Source organism: Rhodovulum bhavnagarense, from assembly GCF_004343505.1.
GTDB lineage: Bacteria > Pseudomonadota > Alphaproteobacteria > Rhodobacterales > Rhodobacteraceae > Rhodovulum > Rhodovulum bhavnagarense.
Genome location: NZ_SLXU01000002.1, coordinates 235,305 through 255,903, shown reverse-complemented (window position 1 = coordinate 255,903; position 20,599 = coordinate 235,305). Strand labels below are relative to the sequence as shown.

Below are 20,599 nucleotides of genomic sequence, written 5' to 3'. Positions count from 1 at the left end.
CCTAGCCCCCCAGCCGCCTTGGCAGGTTGTTGGCCCATGTGCTGATCGTACCCGCGCCGAGGCAAACCACCATGTCCCCCGGCCCTGCCTGTTCGCGCACCAGCCGTTCGAGATCGTCCTCGCATAACAGTGCGCGGGCGTGACGGTGACCATGGCGGATCAGCCCCGCCACCAAATCGTCACGGCTGATGCCGGGGATCGGATCTTCGCCGGCGGCATAGACCTCGGCAATGGCAACGACATCTGCATCGTTGAAACAGGTGCAGAAATCGTCGAACAGCGAATGCAGACGGGAATAGCGGTGCGGCTGATGCACGGCGATGACACGGCCCCGCGTGGCCTGCCGCGCGGCACGCAGGACAGCGGCGATTTCCACGGGGTGATGGCCGTAATCGTCGATGATGGTGATGCCACCCACCTCGCCCACGCGGGTAAAGCGGCGGTTCACCCCCCTGAAGCCGGCAAGTGCAGCACGGATCTGGCCTGTCTTCATGCCCAGATGACGGGCCACGGCAACCGCCGCCAATGCATTGCTGACATTGTGATCGCCCGGCATCGGCAGGATGCACCCCTCGATCACCTTTTCCTCGGCCTGCAAGGCCACGTCGAAATGGGCACTACCGTTTTCGTAACGCAGGTTGATCGCGCGCACATCGGCCTGCGCGTTAAAACCGAAGGTCACCACCTTGCGGTCGGTGACACGGCCCACCAGCGCCTGGACCTCGGGGTGATCGGTGCAACAGACAGCCAGACCATAGAAGGGGATATTCGAGACGAATTCGTAAAACCCCTGGCGCAGCGCATCGAAACTTCCCCAATGTTCCATGTGCTCGGGGTCGATATTGGTGACGATGGCAACCGTTGCGGGCAAACGGTTGAAGGTGCCGTCGGATTCGTCGGCCTCCACCACCATCCATTCGCCCTCGCCCATCCGCGCATTTGAACCGTAGGCGTGGATGATGCCGCCATTGATGACCGTGGGATCGAGCCCCCCCGCATCTAGCAGGGTCGCCACCATGGTGGTCGTGGTGGTCTTGCCATGGGTGCCCGCAACCGCGACATTGGATTTCAGGCGCATCAGCTCTGCCAGCATCTCGGCCCGGCGCACCACGGGCAGCCCGGCCAGACGGGCCGCATCGAGTTCGGGGTTGCCTTGCTTGATCGCTGACGAGATCACCACCACCTCGGCGCCTCGCAGGTTCTCTGCACTCTGGCCGACAAAAATCGTCGCGCCAAGCCCCGCCAGCCGCTCGGTTATCGGGCTGGCCTTGAGGTCGGACCCCTGGACCGTATAGCCCAGATTGAGAAGCACCTCGGCAATTCCCGACATGCCGATACCGCCAATGCCCACGAAATGGATCGGCCCCACATCGGTCGGAAGTTTTGTCGCCGCGTTCATCCCTCGCCCCCTTGCCCCGCCAGCGCCTCGACGATCTGGGCCAATGCCTCGGCGGCATGCGGTTTACCATAGGACAAGGCCGCCCGCGCCATGCGCACCGCCCCCTCGGGCTGCGCCAGGACCGTTGCGATCTGGTCCGAAAGCCGGGCTGCATCAAGGCTGGATTCCGGCAGAAGGATCGCCGCGCCCGCATCGACCAGGCCGCGCGCGTTCGCACTCTGGTGGTCCTGCGTGGCATGGGGGAACGGGATCAGGATCGCGGGACGCCCGATCACCGATATATCGGCGATCGACGAGGCCCCCGCACGCGAAATGACAAGCTGCGCCTCGGCAAGGCGCGCCGGGATATCGTCGAAAAAGGGACGCACGTCAGCCTCCACCCCAGCCTGGGCATAGGCCGCGATGACGCGCGCGACATCCTCGGCGCGGGCCTGGTGCGACAGGCGCAGGCGGCGGCGCATCGCGTCGGGCAGGGCCGCAACAGCGGCAGGAACGCTGTCCGAAAGTGACCGCGCACCCTGGCTGCCGCCGATGGCGACCAGGCTCATCGGGTAGTCGCCCGGCGGGATATAAGGGGCGCCCGCGCGCTCCAGAACCGCGGCACGAACCGGGTTGCCGGTATGGATACCCTCGACCCCTTCGGGCAGGTCCGCGGGCCAGGTGCCACAGGCAACCGCGTGAACCTTGCGGGCCAACAGCCGGTTCACCCGGCCCAGAACCCCGTTTTGTTCATGAATCATCCGCGGCAGGCCCAGCACGATCGCCGCGCTCAGCGCCGGAAAGGACGGATAGCCGCCGAAACCCGCCACCACCGAGGGTCGGTCCGCGCGCATCCGCAAGATCTCGGCCGCCACGCCCACGCCCAGCCGGAACGGGGCAAGGGCACGGCTCAGCCCTCCCCCGCGCGCCGGGCTTTCGGCGGCGACCCGCCGGATGATGACCTCTGGCGGAAAGCCCCCCGCGTAGCGCGCACCGCGCGCATCGGTCGACAAGGTCACCCGCCAGCCCCGCGCCAGCATGGTTTCCGCCAGAGCCTGCGCCGGGAACATGTGTCCACCGGTGCCGCCTGCGGCAATGACCAGGTGCGGCGCGCTCATCGCCGCCCCCTGCGGCGCAGGATATCGCCGATCTCACCTTGTGGCCGGGTCCGGGTAAAGGCCATCAGAGCCCCCACCGCGATGCCGCCCGCGATGATCGACGAGCCGCCATAGCTCACGAAAGGAAGGGTCATACCCTTGGCCGGCAACAGTTTCACCGCCACGCCCATGTTGATCAAGGCCTGCACCCCGAACATGCAGACCAGCCCGGTACCGGCGAGCCGAATAAAGCTGTCGCGTTCACGCATGAGCCGGTAAAGCGAACGCAGAACGATCATCGCGTAAAGCATGATGATGGCCAGTACCAGGATCAGGCCGTATTCCTCTGCCGCAACCGCGATGATGAAATCGGTATGCGCATCGGGCAACGACCATTTTACTTGCCCCTCACCGACGCCGACCCCGAAAAAGCCGCCCTCCTGGATCGCGTTCACCGCATAGCCGAGCTGGGTTCGCGGATCGATCTCGGGGCTGAGAAACCCGTCGATGCGGCGCGCGAAATGTTCAGAGTTCTGATAGGCGACCATGCCTGCGACAATCACCCCGCCCGCCAGTGCCACCAGCAGGATCAGCGAGGCGCCCGCCACGAAATACATCACCCCCCACGCAAAAAGGACCAGCGCAGCCTGCCCGAAATCGGGTTGCATCGCAAGGAATCCAACCACCACCAGCGCCACCGCCAACGACAATGCCCGTCCGGGCGGCCCGTTCACATCCTGCGCCGCAGACATAAGCCAGGCAGCAAGGATCACGAAGGCCGGTTTCAGGAATTCCGAGGGCTGGACACTGGCAAAACCAAGCGAGTACCAACGCACCGCGCCCTTGCCGAAATCGGTACCCAGAAAGGGCAACATCAATAGTGCGACGAACGCCGCAACAAACCCCAGCACACCGAGCCGGCGCACCAGGTCGGGCGACATCATCGAAACCAGCAGCATCACGCCCAGCGCCATCGCGCCAAAGATCGCCTGCCGCTCGACGTAATGAAAGGCATCGAACCCGTTCTTGGCCGCCAGCGGGGGCGAGGCCGCAAGCCCCAGCAACAACCCGATCCCGAACAGCATCAGGACACAGGACATCGTCCACTTGTCGACCGTCCGCCACCAGCGTGGCAGGACAGGATCACCGGCCCGGATGGGCACGGTCCCGTAGACCATTTCCGTCATGCTCTCACCGCTCGACTGTCTCAGTTGCGCCCGTTTTCCGGGTCTGGGCAGCAGTGTAACGCCAAAGCGGTCCCGGCGCCAGCAGGGAAAGGCCGGCGCCGGAACGCGGGTTCAGATCACCACGACATCAAGCGGCGGAAACCCGTTGAATCCTACCGAGGCATAGCTGGCCGTGTAGGCCCCCGCGTTGCGGATGATGATCCGGTCGCCGGCCTTCAGACCCAGCGGCAGGTTTACCGGCCGCTTTTCATACAGCACATCGGCGCTGTCACAGGAGGGCCCAGCCAGGATGCACGGCCCCGAAGGCTCGTGCTCGCGCCCGGTCAGGAACTGGTAGCGGATCGCCTCGTCCATGGTCTCGGCCAACCCCGAGAACTTGCCGATATCGAGATAGACCCAGCGATAGGCATCGCTATCGCATTTGCGCGCCACCAGCATGACCTCGGCCGCAATCGCGCCCGCCTCGGCCACCATGCCGCGACCCGGCTCGGCCATCACCCTGGGAACGCGGCCGAAATAGTCCTTGATCAGCCCCATCACCTGTGCCCCGTAAATGCCGGGTGCCTCGACCGGCTCGCCGTAAAAGGCCGGGAAACCGCCGCCGATGTTCAACAACTCCAACCCATGCCCCGCGGCCCGCGCCGCATGCCAGACCTGCGCCACCTCGTCCAGCACCGGCGCCCACATCGCGGCGCGCCGGGTCTGGCTGCCCACGTGAAAAGACAGCCCCACCGCGCGCAAACCAAGTCGCGCAGCGCGCGCAAGAAGCGGTTCGACCTTGGCGGGCGCACAGCCGAACTTGCGGCTCAGCGGCCAATCGGCCTCTGTCGCGCCGACCAGGACGCGGATATAGACCTCTGTGCCCGGCGCATGCGCGGCCAGCTTGTCCAACTCTTCTTCGGCATCGGCAGCAAACAACGTCAGACCCGCGCCATGGGCAAAGGCGATATCGCGCGCCCGCTTGATCGTGTTGCCGAAGGAAATATCGCTCGGGGCCGCACCCGCGGAAAGGCAAAGCTCGATCTCCGCGCGCGAGGCAGCGTCGAACCTGCATCCCTCGGCGGCAAGTCGGGCGATGATCTCGGGCGCGGGATTTGCCTTGACCGCGTAATGGATGGCCGCGCGTCCCAGACCGTCACGCAGCGCGCGGAACCGCGCGGCGATCGCGTCGGCATCGATCACCAGCGTGGGGCGGTCGAACTGGCGATTGTGGATATGCGCTTCTGCGCGGGTGGTCGCAAAAAAGGGAAAATGGCCGAAATCTTCGGCGGACGTAGCGTACATGGTCATCTCCAATAGACCGTCTGGGCAAGAATGCCCGGCTCCAAGGGAGACGTTACCGTCGCTGCGTAACCCGTCCGGCCAGAGGCGCGTGCGTTGGCGTCTGTGCGCGCGCAGTTAGGGCCATGCCCGAGTCGGCGCAAGACCCAATGCGCGCAGAGAGGGAAAAACCTCTTCGCTTTGCCCGAATGCCGCACCCTTTGCCAGCCCGCGCGCCCTGCTGCCTTCTTCTTGGCCCAAATACCCATGCCCAGACCGGCCAAGGGCGCGCGCGCCGGAACTTGCGGGCGCGGTGGTCACGCCCGGCCCGCCCGCTCCACCTCCGCGATGAAATCGGCTCCGCGGGCCTCGAAATTGTCGTATTGGTCAAAGCTGGCCGCCGCAGGTGCAAGCAGAACCACTTCGCCCGGCTGGGCCTCGGCGCTGGCGCGGGCCACGGCTACCGCCATCGTGGTGCAGACCTCGTGGGGGACATCGCGCAGATGCAGGGCAAAGGATGCCGCCTCGCGACCGATGACATAGGCCTTGGCGACATGGCCGAGATGAGGCCGTATCGGCGCGAGCCCACCTTGTTTTTCCAGCCCGCCGCAAATCCAGCGGACCCGCGGAAAGGCCGCGAGCGCCATCGCGGCGCTGGCCGCGTTGGTGGCCTTGGAATCGTTGACGAACCGCACGCCGTCACGCTCGGCCACCAATTGACTGCGATGGGGCAATCCGCGAAAGCCGTTAAATGCCGCCTCGATCTGTTTCGGCGCGATACCGAGACATCGGGCGGCGGCATAGGCCGCGCAGGCATTCTGGTGGTTATGCGCGCCGGGCAGCGCCGCGATGGGGCGCAGATCGATACTGGCCACCTGTCGGCCCTTGCGCCACTCCGACAAGAACCCCTTTCGGGCAAAGACCGACCAGCCGGGCCCCGCCAGCTTGCCCGCGGCCGAAATGCGGATCAAGCGGTCATCGGCAGGGCTTTCGGCCATCTGGTTCGCCAGGAAACGGCCCTCGTCCTCGTCCACGCCGATGATCGCGCGATCCGGGCCACCCTCGGCGAACAGCCGGCGCTTTGCCGCGAAATATCCCCCCTGCCCTCCATGCCGGTCCAGGTGGTCGGGCGAAAGGTTGGTCAGGACCGCGATATCGGGGGTCAGCGCGCGGGCAAGCTCGGTCTGATAGCTGGAAAGTTCCAGCACCACCACCGCGCCATCGCCCGGCGGGTCGATATCGAGAACGCCGCGCCCGATATTGCCGGCCAGCTGCACCGCCCGCCCCGAGACACCGATCACATGCGCGATCAGCGCGGCGGTGGTGGACTTGCCGTTAGACCCTGTGACCGCGATCACGCGGGGCAGACTGTCGAACCGGTCCCAATCCCGCGTCGCCAGAGAACGGAAGAACAGGCCGATATCGTTGTCCACCGGCACCCCGGCGGCCCAGGCGGCCGCGATGATCGGGTTGGGCGCGGGATAAAGATGGGGAATGCCGGGGCTGACGACCAGCATCGCGACCTGGTCAAGCGCACCCGGGGCGGACAGGTCGCGAACCGTGAAACCCTCGGCCGTGGCACGCTCGCGCGCGTCTGCGTTGTCGTCCCAAGCCCAGACCTCGGCACCGCCTGCACGCAGGCTTCGCGCGGCTGAAAGACCAGACCGCCCCAACCCCAGAACCGCCACGCAGGCCCCGTCAAATCCGCATACCTGAATCATGCCCGCCCCTCTCGATGGATAGCGACGACGATGGACGCGGGGCACGTGCGATGCAAGCCGGCCCGCGCAGGGGCGCGGGCCGGGCGCTTACAGCATGTAGTGCCAGCTCAGCATCATCAGGGGCACGAAGGCCGCAAGAAAGACAAAGACCTGTGCCGTGATACGATTGCCGCCCATACGACGCGCTGCCCCGGTCACGACCGGGTAGAGCAGGACAAGTGAAATCGCGAGCGGGAATATCTTGGTAAAGATCGGCGCGCAATTCTGCGGCTGGGCAAAGTTCGCCTCGCAATAGGGAACGATCTGACCGGAAAACATCACCGCCTCCAGCATGAGGAAGGCGGCAAAGGCCCAGATGGCGTAAGGCGGTATACCGTTCCAGTGGTTCAACCTGACCTGCGGGGTAACCGCGTGAAGATCCGGCGTCCCCCAGGACGATGCCTCGCGGCGCGGCGCCTCTGGCCCGTTTGCACTGTCGCTGACAAGTTTCATCTGCATGTCCTTTGTCTCCGGTTTCCCGTCAACGGACCTTGAGCGTTGCCAGTCCGATCAGGGCGAGGATGAGACTGATGATCCAGAACCGAATCACGATCTGGGCTTCGGCCCATCCTTTCTTCTCGAAATGGTGATGGATCGGAGCCATGAGGAACACGCGTTTTTTTGTCGCTTTGTAATATGCAACCTGGATGATGACCGACAGAGCCTCGACCACGAAAAGGCCGCCGACGATCGCCAGGACGATTTCATGCTTGGTCGCCACCGCGATCGCGCCCAGCGCACCGCCCAGCGCAAGCGACCCCGTGTCGCCCATGAACACAGCCGCAGGCGGGGCGTTATACCACAGGAATCCCAGCCCGCCGCCGATCAGCGCGGCGGTAAAGATCAGGATTTCGCCAGTTCCCGGCACGTAATGCACGTCGAGATACTCGGTGAAATCCACCCGGCCCACCGCGTAGGCAATCACGCCCAGCGCACCCGCGGCGATCATCACCGGCATGATCGCCAGCCCGTCAAGCCCGTCGGTCAGGTTCACCGCGTTGGCCGATCCCACGATCACCAGCATGGCAAAGGGCACGAAGAAGAAACCCAGATTGATCAGCGTGTCCTTGAAAACCGGCAAAGCCAGTTGATAGCTCAGGCCATCTGGGTGGAGCTGCGCCGCCCAGACCCCGGCAATCGCCGCGATCAGCAGGCCAAGGCCGAACCGCAAGCGACCGGGCACGCCCTTTGCATTGTTGCGCGACACCTTGGCATAATCATCGGCAAAGCCGATGGCGCCAAACGAGAGCGTAACGAAAAGCAGCATCCAGATATAGGCGGTATCCAGCCGCGCCCAGAGCAGCGTGGAAAAGATCAGCGCCCCCAAGATCAGCACCCCCCCCATCGTGGGTGTGCCCGTCTTGGTCTCAAGGTGGCTCTGCGGTCCGTCCTCGCGAATGGGCTGACCATTTTTCTGTTTTTTCTTCAGAAGGTTGATCAGAGGTCGACCGAACAAGAAACTAAAGATCAGCGCCGTCAGAAAGGCGCCACCCGCCCGGAAGGTGATATAGCGGAACAGATTGAACGCCCCGCCCCCATCAGAAAGGTCGGCCAGCCAGTACAGCATTATTCGGGCTCCTCCTGCGGTGCGGGGACCGCTTGTCCCAATTTCCGAAGAGCGTCAACCACCATCGAGACCCGGCTGCCCTTTGATCCCTTGACCAGGACCACGTCGCCAGCATCGATCATGTGATGAATCTTGCGCGCCAGCGGCTCGGCCTCGTCGAACCACTGGCCGCGCTTTTTCAACGGCAAGGCAAAATAAAGCGCACGCATCCGGGGCCCGACGCAATGGACGAGATCGACCTTTGTCATCGCGGGCAAGTCGGCCAGCCCGGCATGCAATGCCTGTTCCTGGGGACCGAGTTCCAACATGTCGCCCAGGATGGCAATGCGCCTGCCGCGCGCGATACGCCCGACCCCGTCCTGTGGACGGGCGGCGGCCAGCACCTCCAGCGCACAAGCGATCGAGGCTGGATTGGCGTTGAAGGCATCGTCGATCACCTCGACCGCAAGCTGGTCCTCGACCATGTCCAGCGCGATGCGCAGCCGCTCTCCCCGGCCTGCCGGCGGCACCCAGGCGGCCAGGTCACAGGCGGCCACCGCACCATCCATGCCCAGGCTTTCGGCCACGGCCAGCACGCCCAGGGCGTTCATCGCGAAATGGCGCCCGGCACTCTGGATCTTGAATAACAGCTCCCGCACCGGGCCGCGGGCTTGAACGACCATGGAATTTTCATGAAATTCAACACCTTTCAGCCTGAAGGTGCATTCTTTTGCATGACCAAAGGTCAAGATATCACCGGCCTCTGCCCGGGCCGCCTCGGCCAGGATCGGGCTGACATCCAGATCACCGGGATAGATCGCCGTCCCCCCCGGCACCAACCCGGTAAAAATCGCGCCTTTCTCGCGCGCGATGCCCGCCAAGTCGTCAAAGGCCGCCAGGTGTGCGGGCGCAATCGTGGTAATGAGTGCCACGTCGGGGCGCACCAACCGGGCCAAGGGCGCAATCTCGCCGGGATGGTTCATGCCGATCTCGACCACCGCGAAGGCGGCATCGCGCGGTAGGCGGGCCAGCGTCAGGGGCACGCCCCAATGGTTGTTGAAACTGGCCTCGGCGGCATGCACGCGGCCCTGCCCGGCCAGTACGTGGCGCAGCATTTCCTTGGTCGATGTCTTGCCCGCCGACCCGGTGACCGCCACCACTTTTGCCCGTGAGCGTTCCCGCCCGGCCCGGCCAAGAGCCTGCAAGGCATCCAGAACATCCGCGACGATCAAGAGCGGGGCATCGGGTGCCACCCCGCCGGGAACATGCGAGACAAGCGCCGCCGCCGCGCCCTTGCCAAGCGCCTCGGCGACGAAATCATGTCCGTCGCGGCGATCTGTCAGCGCGACGAACAGATCCCCCGGCGCCAAGGCGCGCGTATCGATGGAAACACCGTCTGCTTGCCAGTCGCAGGTGACGCGCCCCCCGGTGGCGGCGGCAGCCTCTGCCGCGGTCCAGAGCGCGCTCATGTCATTCGCCCGTCCAGCGCGGCCACCGCAACGCTGGCCTGTTCACGGTCATCAAAGGGAAACACGTCATCGCCCACGATCTGGCCGGTCTCGTGCCCCTTGCCCGCAATGAGCAGCGCATCGCCCGCCGACAGGGTGTCGACCGCCCTCAAGATGGCCTCGGCCCGGTCACCGACCTCTATCGCAGAAGGACAACCTTGCAGGATTTCTGCACGGATCATGGCCGGTTTCTCGGATCTTGGGTTATCGTCTGTCACATATACAACATCGGCATGTTGGGCGGCCGCCTGCCCCATCAGCGGGCGCTTGCCCCGATCGCGATCACCACCCGCCCCGAACACAACCACGATCCGCCCCATCACATGGGGCCGCAACGAGGCCAGTGCCGAGGCCAGCGCGCCGGGTTTGTGCGAGTAATCGACAAAAACCGTCGCGCCATTGTCGCGGGTTGCGGCCAGTTCCATCCGGCCGCGTACCGTTTTCAGGCCGCAGAACAAGGGAAAGACCTGATCGGGCGGCTCGCCCGACGCGATCACCAGGCCCGCCGCGGCCAGCACGTTTTCGGCCTGGAAACCGCCGATCAGGTCAAGCCGGGTCAGGTGTACCGCCTCGCCCCAGGCGAAACGCAGCATCTGGCCGGTCGCGTCATAACGTTGATCGAGAATGCGAAGATCGGCGCCGGGGGCCCGACCAACGGTCAGAACCTCTTGACCCCGCGCTTCTGCCAGCGCACGCATCTGCACGCCCCGCGCCTCGTCGATATTGATTACCGCCACCCCGTCAGGCGGCAGAACCCGCTCGAAAAGCGCTGCTTTGGCGGCGAAATATGCCTCGAAATCCGCATGGTAATCCAGGTGATCCTGGCTGAAATTGGTAAAGGCCGCAGCCTTCAGCGTCACCCCGTCCAGCCGCCGCTGGTCCAGCCCGTGACTGGAAGCCTCCATCGCCGCGTGGCTGACGCCTGCCGCTGCCATCTCGGACAGCATGCGGTGCAGCGTCACTGGCTCGGGCGTGGTGTGGGCCAGCGGGGCGGACCACGCCCCCTGAACGCCCATCGTTCCCAGGCTGCACGCCGAAAAGCCCAGCATATCCCATATTTGGCGGGTAAAGCTGGCCACCGATGTCTTTCCCGACGTGCCAGTGACAGCGACCACGGTTTCGGGTTGAGCCCCGAAAAACAGCGCCGCGGCGCCAGCCAGGGCCTGGCGCGGGTCCTCGGTCACCACCAGCGCGGCACCGGACTGCGCCAGCGCGCCGGCGGCCTGACGGGCCCCTTTGCGATCCGTCAGAATGGCGGCGGCCCCCAACCTCAGCGCATGACCGACAAAGTCGGCCCCGTGAACCTGGCTGCCCGGAAGGGCCGCGAAAAGGTGACCCGGTTTAACCATGCGGCTGTCCACCGAAAGGCCGGTAATCACGGGGTCCGCGCCGCCACCGGCCGTCAAACCAAGGGCCGAAAGCGTCTTTGCCTGATCCGTCATTCCACCCTGCCCCGCCTAGTTCGCGGTCAGTGTTACCCCGAAGCCGGGGGCTGGTTCAATCTCGGGCTGCAACCCCAATAGCGGCGCGGCGCGCCTCACGATTTCGGCGGCAACCGGCACCGCGGTCCATCCCGCGGTGCGTCGCGGTTCGGGACCCATCCGATCTTCGGGTTCGTCTAGGGTAACGATCAGGACGTATTTCGGATCCTCGGCGGGAAAGATGCTGGCAAATGTCGCGATCACGCGGTCATTGTAATAGCCGCCTGTGGGCTTTGGCTTGTCCGCTGTTCCGGTCTTGCCGCCCACGGGATACCCATCGACACGGGCGAAACTGGCGGTTCCCTCGGTCACGACCGCGCGCAACATATCGCGCATCCGCTCGGCGGTACGTTCGGAAAGAACCCTTTCACCGGGCGTGCCCGCCCCCGCCAGCAGGGTCGGCGACACCTTGCGCCCGCCATTTGCGATCGCGGCATAGGCCACGGCGAGGTGCAGGGGCGTGGCCGACAGGCCATGACCATAAGAGATCGTCATCGTCGACAATTCGGACCAGTTCGCCGGGATCAGCGGCTTGCCGCCGCTCGCCTCGACCATCTCAAGCGGCGTGTGTTCAAGAAACCCGAGCCGGTCGAGAAAGACGCGCTGACGTTCTGCACCGATCTGCATGGCGATCCGCGCGGTGCCGATATTGGAACTCTTGACAAGAATATCGGTAACGGAAAGCTGTGGGCCGTAATCGTGGAAATCGCGGATGCGGAACTTGCCCCACACCAGGGGCCCCTTGGTGTCGATGATGGTCTCGGGGCTGACCAGCCCCTCTTCCAACGCCTGGGCCAGCGTCAGGGTCTTGAAGGTCGAGCCCAGTTCATAAACGCCCTGCACCGCTCGGTTGAAAAGCGGGCTGTCAGACGCATCGCCCTGAACCAGCGGGGCAGGCCGGTCGTTCGGGTCGAAATCTGGCAAAGATACCAGCGAGACCACCTCGCCCGTCCCGGCCTCCATCAAAATCGCAGCGGCACCCTTGGCGTTCATGATCTTCATACCGCCCGATAGCACCTGTTCGACCACGGCCTGCACGGACAGGTCGAGTGACAGGCGCAGCGGCGCGCCGCCATTGGCCGGGTCGCGCAACCATGCGTCGAATGTCCTTTCGACGCCCGCGACCCCGACCACCTCGGCCGAGCGCACGCCCTCGCGCCCGAAGCTGGCCCCCCCCAGAACATGGGCGGCCAGCGGTCCGTTTGGATAAAGCCGCATCTCGCGGGGGCCAAACATCAGCCCCGGATCGCCGATATCATGCACCTGTTGCATTTGTTCGGGGCTGATCTTCTTTTTGATCCACAGGAATTTGCGGCTGCCGGTAAAATCCTCCAGCAACTCTTCACCGTCCAGATCGGGAAAGATCGCGGCCAGTTCGCGGGCAGCGCGGGCAGGATCGACCATGATCGGCGGCTGCGCATAAAGCGAATGGGTCACCATGTTGGTGGCCAGGATGTTGCCATTGCGATCGGTGATGTCGGCACGCTGGGCCAAGATGGCCGGCCCCTCGGCAAGGGCGACGCGCGGCTCTGCGGGATCGGAGGCGGCGAGACTGCCCATCCTGACCCCGACAGTTGCGAAAGCCGCGATGAAAATGACCCCCAGCACCAGCAGCCGCCCCTCGGCCCGTGCCCGGTCACGGTCGCGCATCTGTTCATGGCGCAGGCGCAGGTTTTCACGTTCGATCGCGTCGGGACTTTCACCCCTTGCGCGGGCATCGAGGATACGGGCAAGCGGGCGCAGCGGGGTACGGATCATTGCGCGCCCTCCGCCGAGGCCGGGACGGCAAGCACGCCACGCAACGCAATCGGTTGCGACAGGACGGGCAGTTCGGGAGCCGGATAAGCGACCTGGTCTATGGCGCCAAAGCGCGCGGCCTCGATCGGAACAAGCCCAAGGCGATCGAAATTCATCGCGGCCAGATCGCTAAGACGGTCGGGCCGATTGAGATAGGCCCATTCCGCGTTCAGCACCGCAAGACGTTCACGCAAATGCCCGATCTCGCGGTTCAGCCCCGCAACCTCGTCGAGCGCCTGCTGGGTCGCGTAGTTTTCACGATAAGCCCAGAATGCGAGCCCCATCACCGCGAGAGAGGTGACGATATAAACCAGGCTGCGCATCTCAGCATGCTCCTTCCATGATCGCGGGCAGGCCCAGCCTCGCGCGGTCGACCGGACCGGCCGGGGCATCGGTTCTTTCCGCCACGCGCAGCTTGGCCGAACGGGCGCGCGGATTGGCGGCCAGTTCGGGCGCGTCGGGGCCCACGGCGCGACGGGTGACAAGGCGGAAACGCGGCGCGTCCTGTTCAATCTCGGGGGCATAACGGCTACCGCCTCCGCCCGCGCCGCTGCGTTCTTGCAGGAATTTCTTGACGATCCGATCTTCCAGGGAATGGAAGGTCACCACCGCCAGGCGGCCACCGGGTTTCAGCGCCCTCTCTGCCGCCTCAAGCCCGGCCACCAACTCGCCCAATTCGTCGTTCACCGCTATACGCAGCGCCTGGAAGCTGCGGGTTGCCGGATGAGATTGGCCAGGCTTTGGACGGGGCAGGCAGCGGGCGACGATTTCCGCCAACTGTCCGGTGGTCACGATGGGGGCGACTTCGCGGGCGGCCACGATGGCGCGTGAGATACGGCGCGCGGCCCGTTCCTCGCCATAGTGATAGAGGATATCCGCGATCCGGGCATCGCTGGCATTGTTCACCAGATCAGCGGCCGAGGGCCCCTCTTGGCCCATGCGCATGTCCAGTGGACCGTCACGCAGAAAGGAAAAGCCGCGTTCGGCCTGGTCAAGCTGCATCGAGGACACGCCAAGATCAAGCACGATCCCGTCGAGCGGCTGATCGGCATAACGATCAAGCTGCGAGAACGTACCCTCGACCAATGTCAGCCGCTCGCCGAACTCTGCCGCCCAATCCTGGGCAAGCCGGAACACGCTAGGATCGCGATCGACCCCGATCACCCGCTGGGCACCAGCCTGCAAAAGGCCACGCGCATACCCACCCGCCCCGAAAGTGCCATCCAGCCAAACCCCAGTAACGGGCGAAACCGCCTCAAGCAGGGGGCGCAGCAGAACCGGAATGTGGGGCGGATCGTCGGGCCCTTGGCGGTCCGCGGCGATCATGGATCAGGCCCCCCTTGGCTGGTCAAGCAGCGAGAGGGGATCGAAATCCTCGGGCTGAGACTCCAACCAGGCCTCGGTCTTGGCCACTTCTTCGGCCTCGTAGGTCTCGGGGCTCCAGATCTGGAACGTGTCGCCCGAGGCGATGAAAAAGGCCCAATCGTCCAACCCGATCTTTTCACGCAATTTTTGCGGCAGGACCAGGCGACCGTCATTATCGACCTCGGTCGGAAAGGACTGGCCATGAAATAGCCGTTCCAGCATCCGCCGCTCGATCGAACCGCGCGGCAAGCCGGCAATCTTGCCATCGACCTCGTCGATGGCCTCGATCGTGTAGCATTCAAGGTATTTCCGACGGTGGTCGCCGTAAACGATCACCAATTGCGGGCGCAAGCCATCGGTCCAGTCTGGATCGCACGCTTCCAGCACGCGGCGGAAGTTGGCCGGGATCGAAACCCGCCCCTTGCCATCCACCTTGTGGCGGCTTTCGCCTCTGAACCTGCGCGCCACCTGCCCCGATGCTCCTTCGTTTCGCCCGCCGCTTGCGAAAACGGCGGATTGAGCTGCTGCCACTGCCCAATCCGCCGCCCTCGTCCCACTCTGGGGTGTCCGGCTGCGCGTGCCACCTGGGGGGATGTCTGCTCGCCCACGCGCCGGATCTCTCTTGTGTCGATGAAAGCGGGTGCCTGTATGAAACCTGACTTTGCCTATCGGGGTCTTGGCGCCCCTGCCGTCTGCCCGTCCTCATCGGATGGATAAGGGATGACATGGGAATTCATGGAAATCAACTGATTTTCAAGGACACGAGCCATAAGGCGCCGTGGAGGATGGATCGCAAAGATCAGATTCCTATCGAATTTACCGCAGCCAAACACTTTAAATTGACGCGTCTAGGGCATCTTCCACAACATGTAGCAACAACAAGAGCGCAAAAGTGAAGTCCCTCGAATTCCCGGACACTACCTGAATCCGACATCAACGGGCATGTATCACGAGGTCAGCAGGGCGATTTTCGCGGTCTTTCCAGCAAAAACCCGCTTGTTCGCAGCAGGGTGATTCGCAGGGCACGAGCCGCCATAACGGCCCGACCCATGAATTCCCGTAAGATCCTCAAGCCATCCCGCCGCCCACCAGGCGCGTGGCAAGCTGGTCATAGGCCACGGCCACCGGCCCCTCGTCCAGGGCAACCGGACGGCCCGCATCCCCCGCCCGCCGCACCTCAAGCGCCAGAGGCAACGCCCCAAGGAAAGGCACCCCCAGCTTTTCGGCCTCGGCGGCAACGCCGCCATGACCAAAAATATGCGCCTCATGACCGCAATTGGGGCAGACATAAGTGGACATGTTCTCGATCAGACCCAATAGCGGCGTCTTGAGCTTGTCGAACATGTCGATCGCCTTGCGCGCATCCAGCAGCGCCACGTCCTGCGGGGTCGACACGACGATGGCCCCGGTCAGGTGGGTGCGCTGGCACAAGGTCAACTGGATATCACCCGTGCCAGGCGGCAGATCGACGATCAGCACATCCAGTTCGCCCCAGTTCACCTGCCCCAGCAATTGTTGAAGTGCGCCCATCAACATCGGTCCGCGCCAAATCACCGCCTGACCCTCGTCCATCATCAGCCCGATCGAGATCATCTTGACCCCGTGGGCAATGACCGGATCAAGCCGCTTGCCATCGGGCGATGCCGCACGGCGTGTCACCCCCATCATCCGCGGCTGCGACGGGCCATAAATATCGGCATCCAGCAGGCCCACCCGGCGCCCCTGCCGTGCCAGGGCAACGGCAAGATTGCTGGCCACCGTTGATTTGCCGACCCCGCCCTTGCCAGAGGCCACGGCAAGGATGCGGTCAATACCGGCGGGATTTTCCGGGCCTTTCTGCGGCGTCGGATGCTGACCTATCTTGAGACCCTTGGCCGGGGCTGTGCGGGGCGCGGGGCCATGGGCTGTCAGGACGACCGACACCGCCACCACCCCCTCAAGAGCCTCGACCGCTGACTGCGCGGCGGCGCGCACCGGTTCCAGAGCGGCGGCTTGCCCGGCATTGGCCGCCTCGATCACGAAACGCACCGTGCCACCCTCGACATTGAGCGCGCGCACCATGTCACGCGAAACCAGGTCGCCTCCATCGGGCAGATTGATTCGGCGGAGAGCGGCAAGAACGGAATCGCGGGTGACGGGCATGGGGACCTCCTGTCGGTCTGTTGCGGCTCTCATTTACTTGGGCGACATGGAAAAAAGGGCAAGCATGATTCACCTTTGCCCGGATGTGCGGCAGTTAATCCGTAAATGCCGAATTTTATGTCAGGATAACTTATGCATTTTCTGCATGGCGGCATTTCACCCCCAAACCATTGTGCATGCGCAGCATCGCGTTATGTTGGGTTCAACAGGCGGGCAACGCATCCGACAGATGAATGGTCCGCTTCGGTTTGAGGTTTGGAAACCCCTCCTCCTCCCTGGGTTTCCTCATCTCGCGGCGGCACCTACCTCCTCCCAGGTGCCGCCGCTTTTTTGTCACGGGGCGACCACCGTCCCTTTTCCGATCGGTGACCGACCTCCTCCCTCAGGTCACCGACAGCAAGAGCGGCGTTGCCTCCTCCCGGGTAACGCCGCTCTTTTCGTTCGGACTGCGTGGATTTTTTCAGAGCGCGACCAGGGCTGCCTCAGACCGCCACCGCCACCTGCCGTGGCGCCAGGAGCATCCGCGCCTCGCAGACCCGCAGGATCGGGCGGGCGGCCTCTGACGGCATGTCGCTGCCCGGCCCGAGGTCAATCTCGGGGAAATGGGCAAGAATCTCGTTCCACGCTTCGGCATTCAGCGCGCGCCGGGCAACATCGCCCAGCAACAGGCTTTCGCACGGCACACCTTCGGCCATGACGATTTCGTGCCGTTCGAACAGGATGTGAACATATCGGACCACCGGCCTTTCGCAAATGCGCGCGCCCGAATGCCCCGCCATGGCATAGGCGCGGGCGGGAATCAGAACCTCCTCCGCGGCAAACATCAACTCGGCCCCGGACGAACGATGCATGACGCGATGTTGCTGAGACAGCACAAGCGGCCGATCATTGCCCAGCGCGCCAGCCGGAAACACCACCGGGGCCATGCGCCCAACACCGCGCATCACGGCCTGCCCCACCCAAAGAACCATCTGAGGCCCATGATCCAGTGTGTCGACCATAGTGCCCGGCGTCAGGCTGGCCGCACGAACCGGGCCACGCGGCGTGTCGATCCTCGTCTCGCCCTCGAAACAGATGATCGGGGCGGCATAGGCCGTCGTCACATCGGTATCATATGTGTAAAAGGCAGAGCTTTTCCCGGAATTGAAATTGTCCCAATACCACTGTTCCAGGTCAAAACCGGGCGTCCAGACGACCTGCACCGCGGTGCCGCTTTCATCCTGCCCCTCGAACACCACCGCATGCCCGCCGTCCGACAACGCATCCGATCGCACCACCACCGCATCCGCCAGCGTGACCCCACCCTCCATACCGCCATAGGACAGGTCATAACGATCACCGACATCGAACAGGAACGGGTCGCTATCCCCCTCGTTGGCGGTGATCAGCAGATCCTTGGTGGCGTCAGGCGGATAATCGACGGTCGACGTGCCAGACCCGCCGATATCGCTGCCAACATTCGCCCCGGTCGAGGCGGCAAATTCATTATCGACAGCCTGGAAGGCAACGGACATTGAGATTCTCCTCTTTGCCCATCTCTTGCAAGCCGTGTGCCAAAGAGGAGGTTAAGCGCGGCCAGCGCCTCGCCCCTCATGTTCAGAAAATTCTTCGCAACCTCATACGGCCCAGGCGTCGTGGCCCGCTCTGCCGGGGCACGTTCAGAACGGCACGTCGTCCGCCCGCTCGGCGGCCACGATGAACCGCGCGACCACCTTTTTTGCACCCGCCTTGTCAAAAGAGATATCCAGCTTGTCCCCCTCGATACCGGTCACCGTGCCATAACCGAATTTCTGGTGAAAAACCCGCGCCCCGGTCTCGAAGGCCGCCACAGCCTCGGCATCGATGACCATGTGCCGGCTCTCGCGTGGCTGCGCCATGGGGCGCGTGGTATTGTGCGCCTGCAACCGCTTCCACCCCGGGGAATTGTAGACATCCGCCCCTGTCGCAGCCTCTTCGATACCGCCCCGCGCGGGCGCCGCCGCCCCGTAACCGCCACCATAAAGCCCCGGCGGCGTCAGCACCTCGACATGGGCCTCGGGCAGTTCGTCGATGAAGCGCGAGGGAAGTTGCGACTGCCATTGCCCGTAGACGCGGCGGTTGGCGGCAAAGGAGATGGTGCAGACCTCCTCGGCCCGGGTCAGGCCGACATAGGCCAGCCTGCGCTCCTCCTCCACCCCCTTGAGCCCGCTTTCATCCATCGCCCGCTGGCTGGGGAACAGCCCGTCCTCCCACCCGGGCAGGAAGACGACGGGAAATTCCAGCCCCTTGGCGGCGTGCAGCGTCATTATGGTGATCTTGGCGCCACACTCCTCGGTCTCGTTGTCCATAATCAGGGCGACATGTTCGAGAAACCCTTGCAGGTTCTCGAATTCTTCCAGTGCCTTGACCAATTCCTTGAGGTTCTCCAGCCGCCCGGGGGCCTCAGGCGTCTTGTCGTTCTGCCAATGGGCGGTATAGCCCGACTCGTCGAGGATGATCTCGGCCAGTTCGACATGGCTCTGGCGCGCCTCCAGAACCGCGCCGTGCCAGCGGCCCAGCCCCTCCAGCAACCGGCGCAGCTCGGTCGCGCCCTTGCCGGTCAATCCCTTGCTCTCCAGCAGCAAACGCGCGCCCTCGACCAGCGGCACGCCGTTCGTGCGCGCCATGGTCTGGATCTTCTGCTGCGCCTTGTCGCCCAGCCCCCGCTTGGGCGTGTTCACGATCCGCTCGAAGGCGAGATCGTCATCGGGGCTGACGGCGAGGCGGAAATAAGCCATCGCGTCGCGAATCTCCATCCGCTCGTAAAACCGCGGCCCGCCGATCACGCGATACGGCAACCCGATGGTCAGGAACCGGTCCTCGAAGGCGCGCATCTGGTGCGACGCACGCACCAGAATCGCCATGTCGTCCAGGCTGTAGGGCCGCAGACCTCGGCTGCCGCGCGCCATCGCCTCGGCCTCCTCGCCGATCCAGCGCGCCTCTTCCTCGCCGTCCCAATGGCCGATCAGGCGAACCTTTTCGCCCTCCTCCGCCTCGGTCCACAGCGTCTTGCCCAGCCGGCCCTTGTTGGCCGCGATCACCCCCGAGGCCGCAGCCAGGATATGTGGGGTTGATCGGTAGTTCTGTTCCAGCCGGATCACCTGCGCGCCCGGGAAATCCTTTTCAAAACGCAGGATGTTGCCCACCTCGGCGCCGCGCCAGCCATAGATCGACTGATCGTCATCGCCCACGCAGCAGATATTGTGATGCCCCCCGGCCAGCAGCCGCAGCCACAGGTACTGGGCCACGTTGGTATCCTGGTACTCGTCGACCAGGATATAGCGGAACCAGCGGCGATACTGGTCCAGCACGTCCCCGTGGGCCTGAAAGATCGTGACCATGTGCAGCAGCAGATCGCCGAAATCGACGGCGTTCAGGGTCTTCAGCCGCTCCTGATAGGCCGCATACAGCTCGACGCCCCGGTTGTTGAACGCGGACGCCTCGGCCGCGGGCACGTTCCCGGGCGTCCAGGCCCGGTTCTTCCAGTGGTCGATGATCCCGGCCAATTGCCGCGCGGGCCAGCGCTTCTCGTCGATCTGCGCCGCCACGATCAACTGTTTCAACAGCCGGATCTGGTCGTCCGTATCCAGGATGGTGAAATTCGACTTCAGCCCGGCCAGTTCCGCATGCCGGCGCAACAACTTCACGCAGATCGCATGGAAGGTGCCCAGCCAGGGCATCCCCTCCACCGCATGGCCCATCGACGCGCCCACGCGGTCTTTCATCTCGCGCGCCGCCTTGTTGGTAAAGGTGACGGCCAGGATCTCGTTCGGCCGGGCGGCGCCGGTGTTCAAAAGATGCGCAATCCGTGCGGTCACGGCGCGGGTCTTGCCGGTGCCCGCACCCGCCAGCATCAGAACGGGCCCCTCCAGCGCCTCTACCGCCTGACGCTGTGCCGGGTTCAACCCATCAAGATAGGGCGCGGGCCGCGCGGCCATGGCGCGGGCAGAGAGCGGCAGCCGGGCGGCAGCCTCGAAGGCATCGGTGTCGTCGATCGGACTCATGACACGCATCCTAGCGCGGCGCGGCGCTGAGTTAAAGAATTGTTCGCAAAATGTTC

Annotated in this window: 16 protein-coding genes; all 16 read right to left on the bottom strand. The window is 64.5% G+C overall.

The genetic code is table 11. From position 1 onward, the window contains the following. Position 1 precedes the first annotated feature (1 nt). The 16 genes from murC to EV663_RS04735 all read right to left on the bottom strand — a co-directional run bounded on the left by murC (position 2) and on the right by EV663_RS04735 (position 20,543). Positions 2-1,399: a UDP-N-acetylmuramate--L-alanine ligase gene (gene murC / locus EV663_RS04815; RefSeq protein WP_132950650.1), complete on the bottom strand. Its 1,398-nt coding sequence runs from the start codon at positions 1,397-1,399 to the stop codon at positions 2-4. After that, a complete protein-coding gene (locus tag EV663_RS04810) occupies positions 1,396-2,496 on the bottom strand; it encodes a UDP-N-acetylglucosamine--N-acetylmuramyl-(pentapeptide) pyrophosphoryl-undecaprenol N-acetylglucosamine transferase (protein ID WP_132950649.1) in 1,101 nt (366 codons plus the stop codon). The genes murC and EV663_RS04810 overlap by 4 nt, the downstream gene beginning before the upstream one ends. Further along, positions 2,493-3,662: a putative lipid II flippase FtsW gene (ftsW, locus tag EV663_RS04805; protein WP_132950648.1), complete on the bottom strand. Its 1,170-nt coding sequence runs from the start codon at positions 3,660-3,662 to the stop codon at positions 2,493-2,495. The genes EV663_RS04810 and ftsW overlap by 4 nt, the downstream gene beginning before the upstream one ends. 111 nt (positions 3,663-3,773) lie before the next feature. After that, a complete protein-coding gene (locus EV663_RS04800; protein WP_165910129.1) occupies positions 3,774-4,952 on the bottom strand; it encodes a type III PLP-dependent enzyme in 1,179 nt (392 codons plus the stop codon). A 287-nt stretch (positions 4,953-5,239) separates the two neighbouring features. Beyond that, positions 5,240-6,643, bottom strand: coding sequence for a UDP-N-acetylmuramoyl-L-alanine--D-glutamate ligase (gene murD, locus EV663_RS04795; RefSeq protein ID WP_132950646.1), 1,404 nt, complete (start codon positions 6,641-6,643; stop codon positions 5,240-5,242). A gap of 87 nt (positions 6,644-6,730) precedes the next feature. Then, on the bottom strand, positions 6,731-7,135 hold the full coding sequence (locus EV663_RS04790; RefSeq protein WP_132950645.1) for a hypothetical protein: 405 nt from the start codon (positions 7,133-7,135) through the stop codon (positions 6,731-6,733). A gap of 28 nt (positions 7,136-7,163) precedes the next feature. Next, positions 7,164-8,249 carry a phospho-N-acetylmuramoyl-pentapeptide-transferase gene (gene mraY, locus EV663_RS04785; RefSeq protein WP_132950644.1) on the bottom strand — a complete coding sequence of 362 codons (1,086 nt, stop codon included), beginning with the start codon at positions 8,247-8,249 and terminating at the stop codon, positions 7,164-7,166. Continuing rightward, on the bottom strand, positions 8,249-9,697 hold the full coding sequence (locus EV663_RS04780; protein ID WP_132950643.1) for a UDP-N-acetylmuramoyl-tripeptide--D-alanyl-D-alanine ligase: 1,449 nt from the start codon (positions 9,695-9,697) through the stop codon (positions 8,249-8,251). The genes mraY and EV663_RS04780 overlap by 1 nt, the downstream gene beginning before the upstream one ends. Next, on the bottom strand, positions 9,694-11,178 hold the full coding sequence (locus EV663_RS04775; protein ID WP_132950642.1) for a UDP-N-acetylmuramoyl-L-alanyl-D-glutamate--2,6-diaminopimelate ligase: 1,485 nt from the start codon (positions 11,176-11,178) through the stop codon (positions 9,694-9,696). The genes EV663_RS04780 and EV663_RS04775 overlap by 4 nt, the downstream gene beginning before the upstream one ends. A gap of 15 nt (positions 11,179-11,193) precedes the next feature. Next, on the bottom strand, positions 11,194-12,975 hold the full coding sequence (locus tag EV663_RS04770) for a peptidoglycan D,D-transpeptidase FtsI family protein (protein WP_132950641.1): 1,782 nt from the start codon (positions 12,973-12,975) through the stop codon (positions 11,194-11,196). After that, positions 12,972-13,337: a cell division protein FtsL gene (gene ftsL, locus EV663_RS04765; RefSeq protein WP_132950640.1), complete on the bottom strand. Its 366-nt coding sequence runs from the start codon at positions 13,335-13,337 to the stop codon at positions 12,972-12,974. Before ftsL ends, EV663_RS04770 begins: the two co-directional genes overlap by 4 nt. A 1-nt stretch (position 13,338) precedes the next feature. After that, a complete protein-coding gene (gene rsmH, locus EV663_RS04760; RefSeq protein ID WP_132950639.1) occupies positions 13,339-14,340 on the bottom strand; it encodes a 16S rRNA (cytosine(1402)-N(4))-methyltransferase RsmH in 1,002 nt (333 codons plus the stop codon). 3 nt (positions 14,341-14,343) lie between these two features. Then, positions 14,344-14,847 carry a division/cell wall cluster transcriptional repressor MraZ gene (gene mraZ / locus EV663_RS04755; RefSeq protein ID WP_132950638.1) on the bottom strand — a complete coding sequence of 168 codons (504 nt, stop codon included), beginning with the start codon at positions 14,845-14,847 and terminating at the stop codon, positions 14,344-14,346. 600 nt (positions 14,848-15,447) lie between these two features. Beyond that, complete coding sequence (locus EV663_RS04745) at positions 15,448-16,521, bottom strand: Mrp/NBP35 family ATP-binding protein (RefSeq protein WP_132950636.1); 1,074 nt, start codon at positions 16,519-16,521, stop codon at positions 15,448-15,450. A gap of 482 nt (positions 16,522-17,003) precedes the next feature. Next, positions 17,004-18,035 (bottom strand): Hint domain-containing protein, encoded by a 1,032-nt coding sequence (locus EV663_RS04740; protein ID WP_132950635.1) that lies wholly within the window; start codon positions 18,033-18,035, stop codon positions 17,004-17,006. A gap of 144 nt (positions 18,036-18,179) precedes the next feature. Continuing rightward, on the bottom strand, positions 18,180-20,543 hold the full coding sequence (locus EV663_RS04735) for an ATP-dependent helicase (RefSeq protein WP_132950634.1): 2,364 nt from the start codon (positions 20,541-20,543) through the stop codon (positions 18,180-18,182). Between the last annotated feature and the right edge of the window lie 56 nt (positions 20,544-20,599).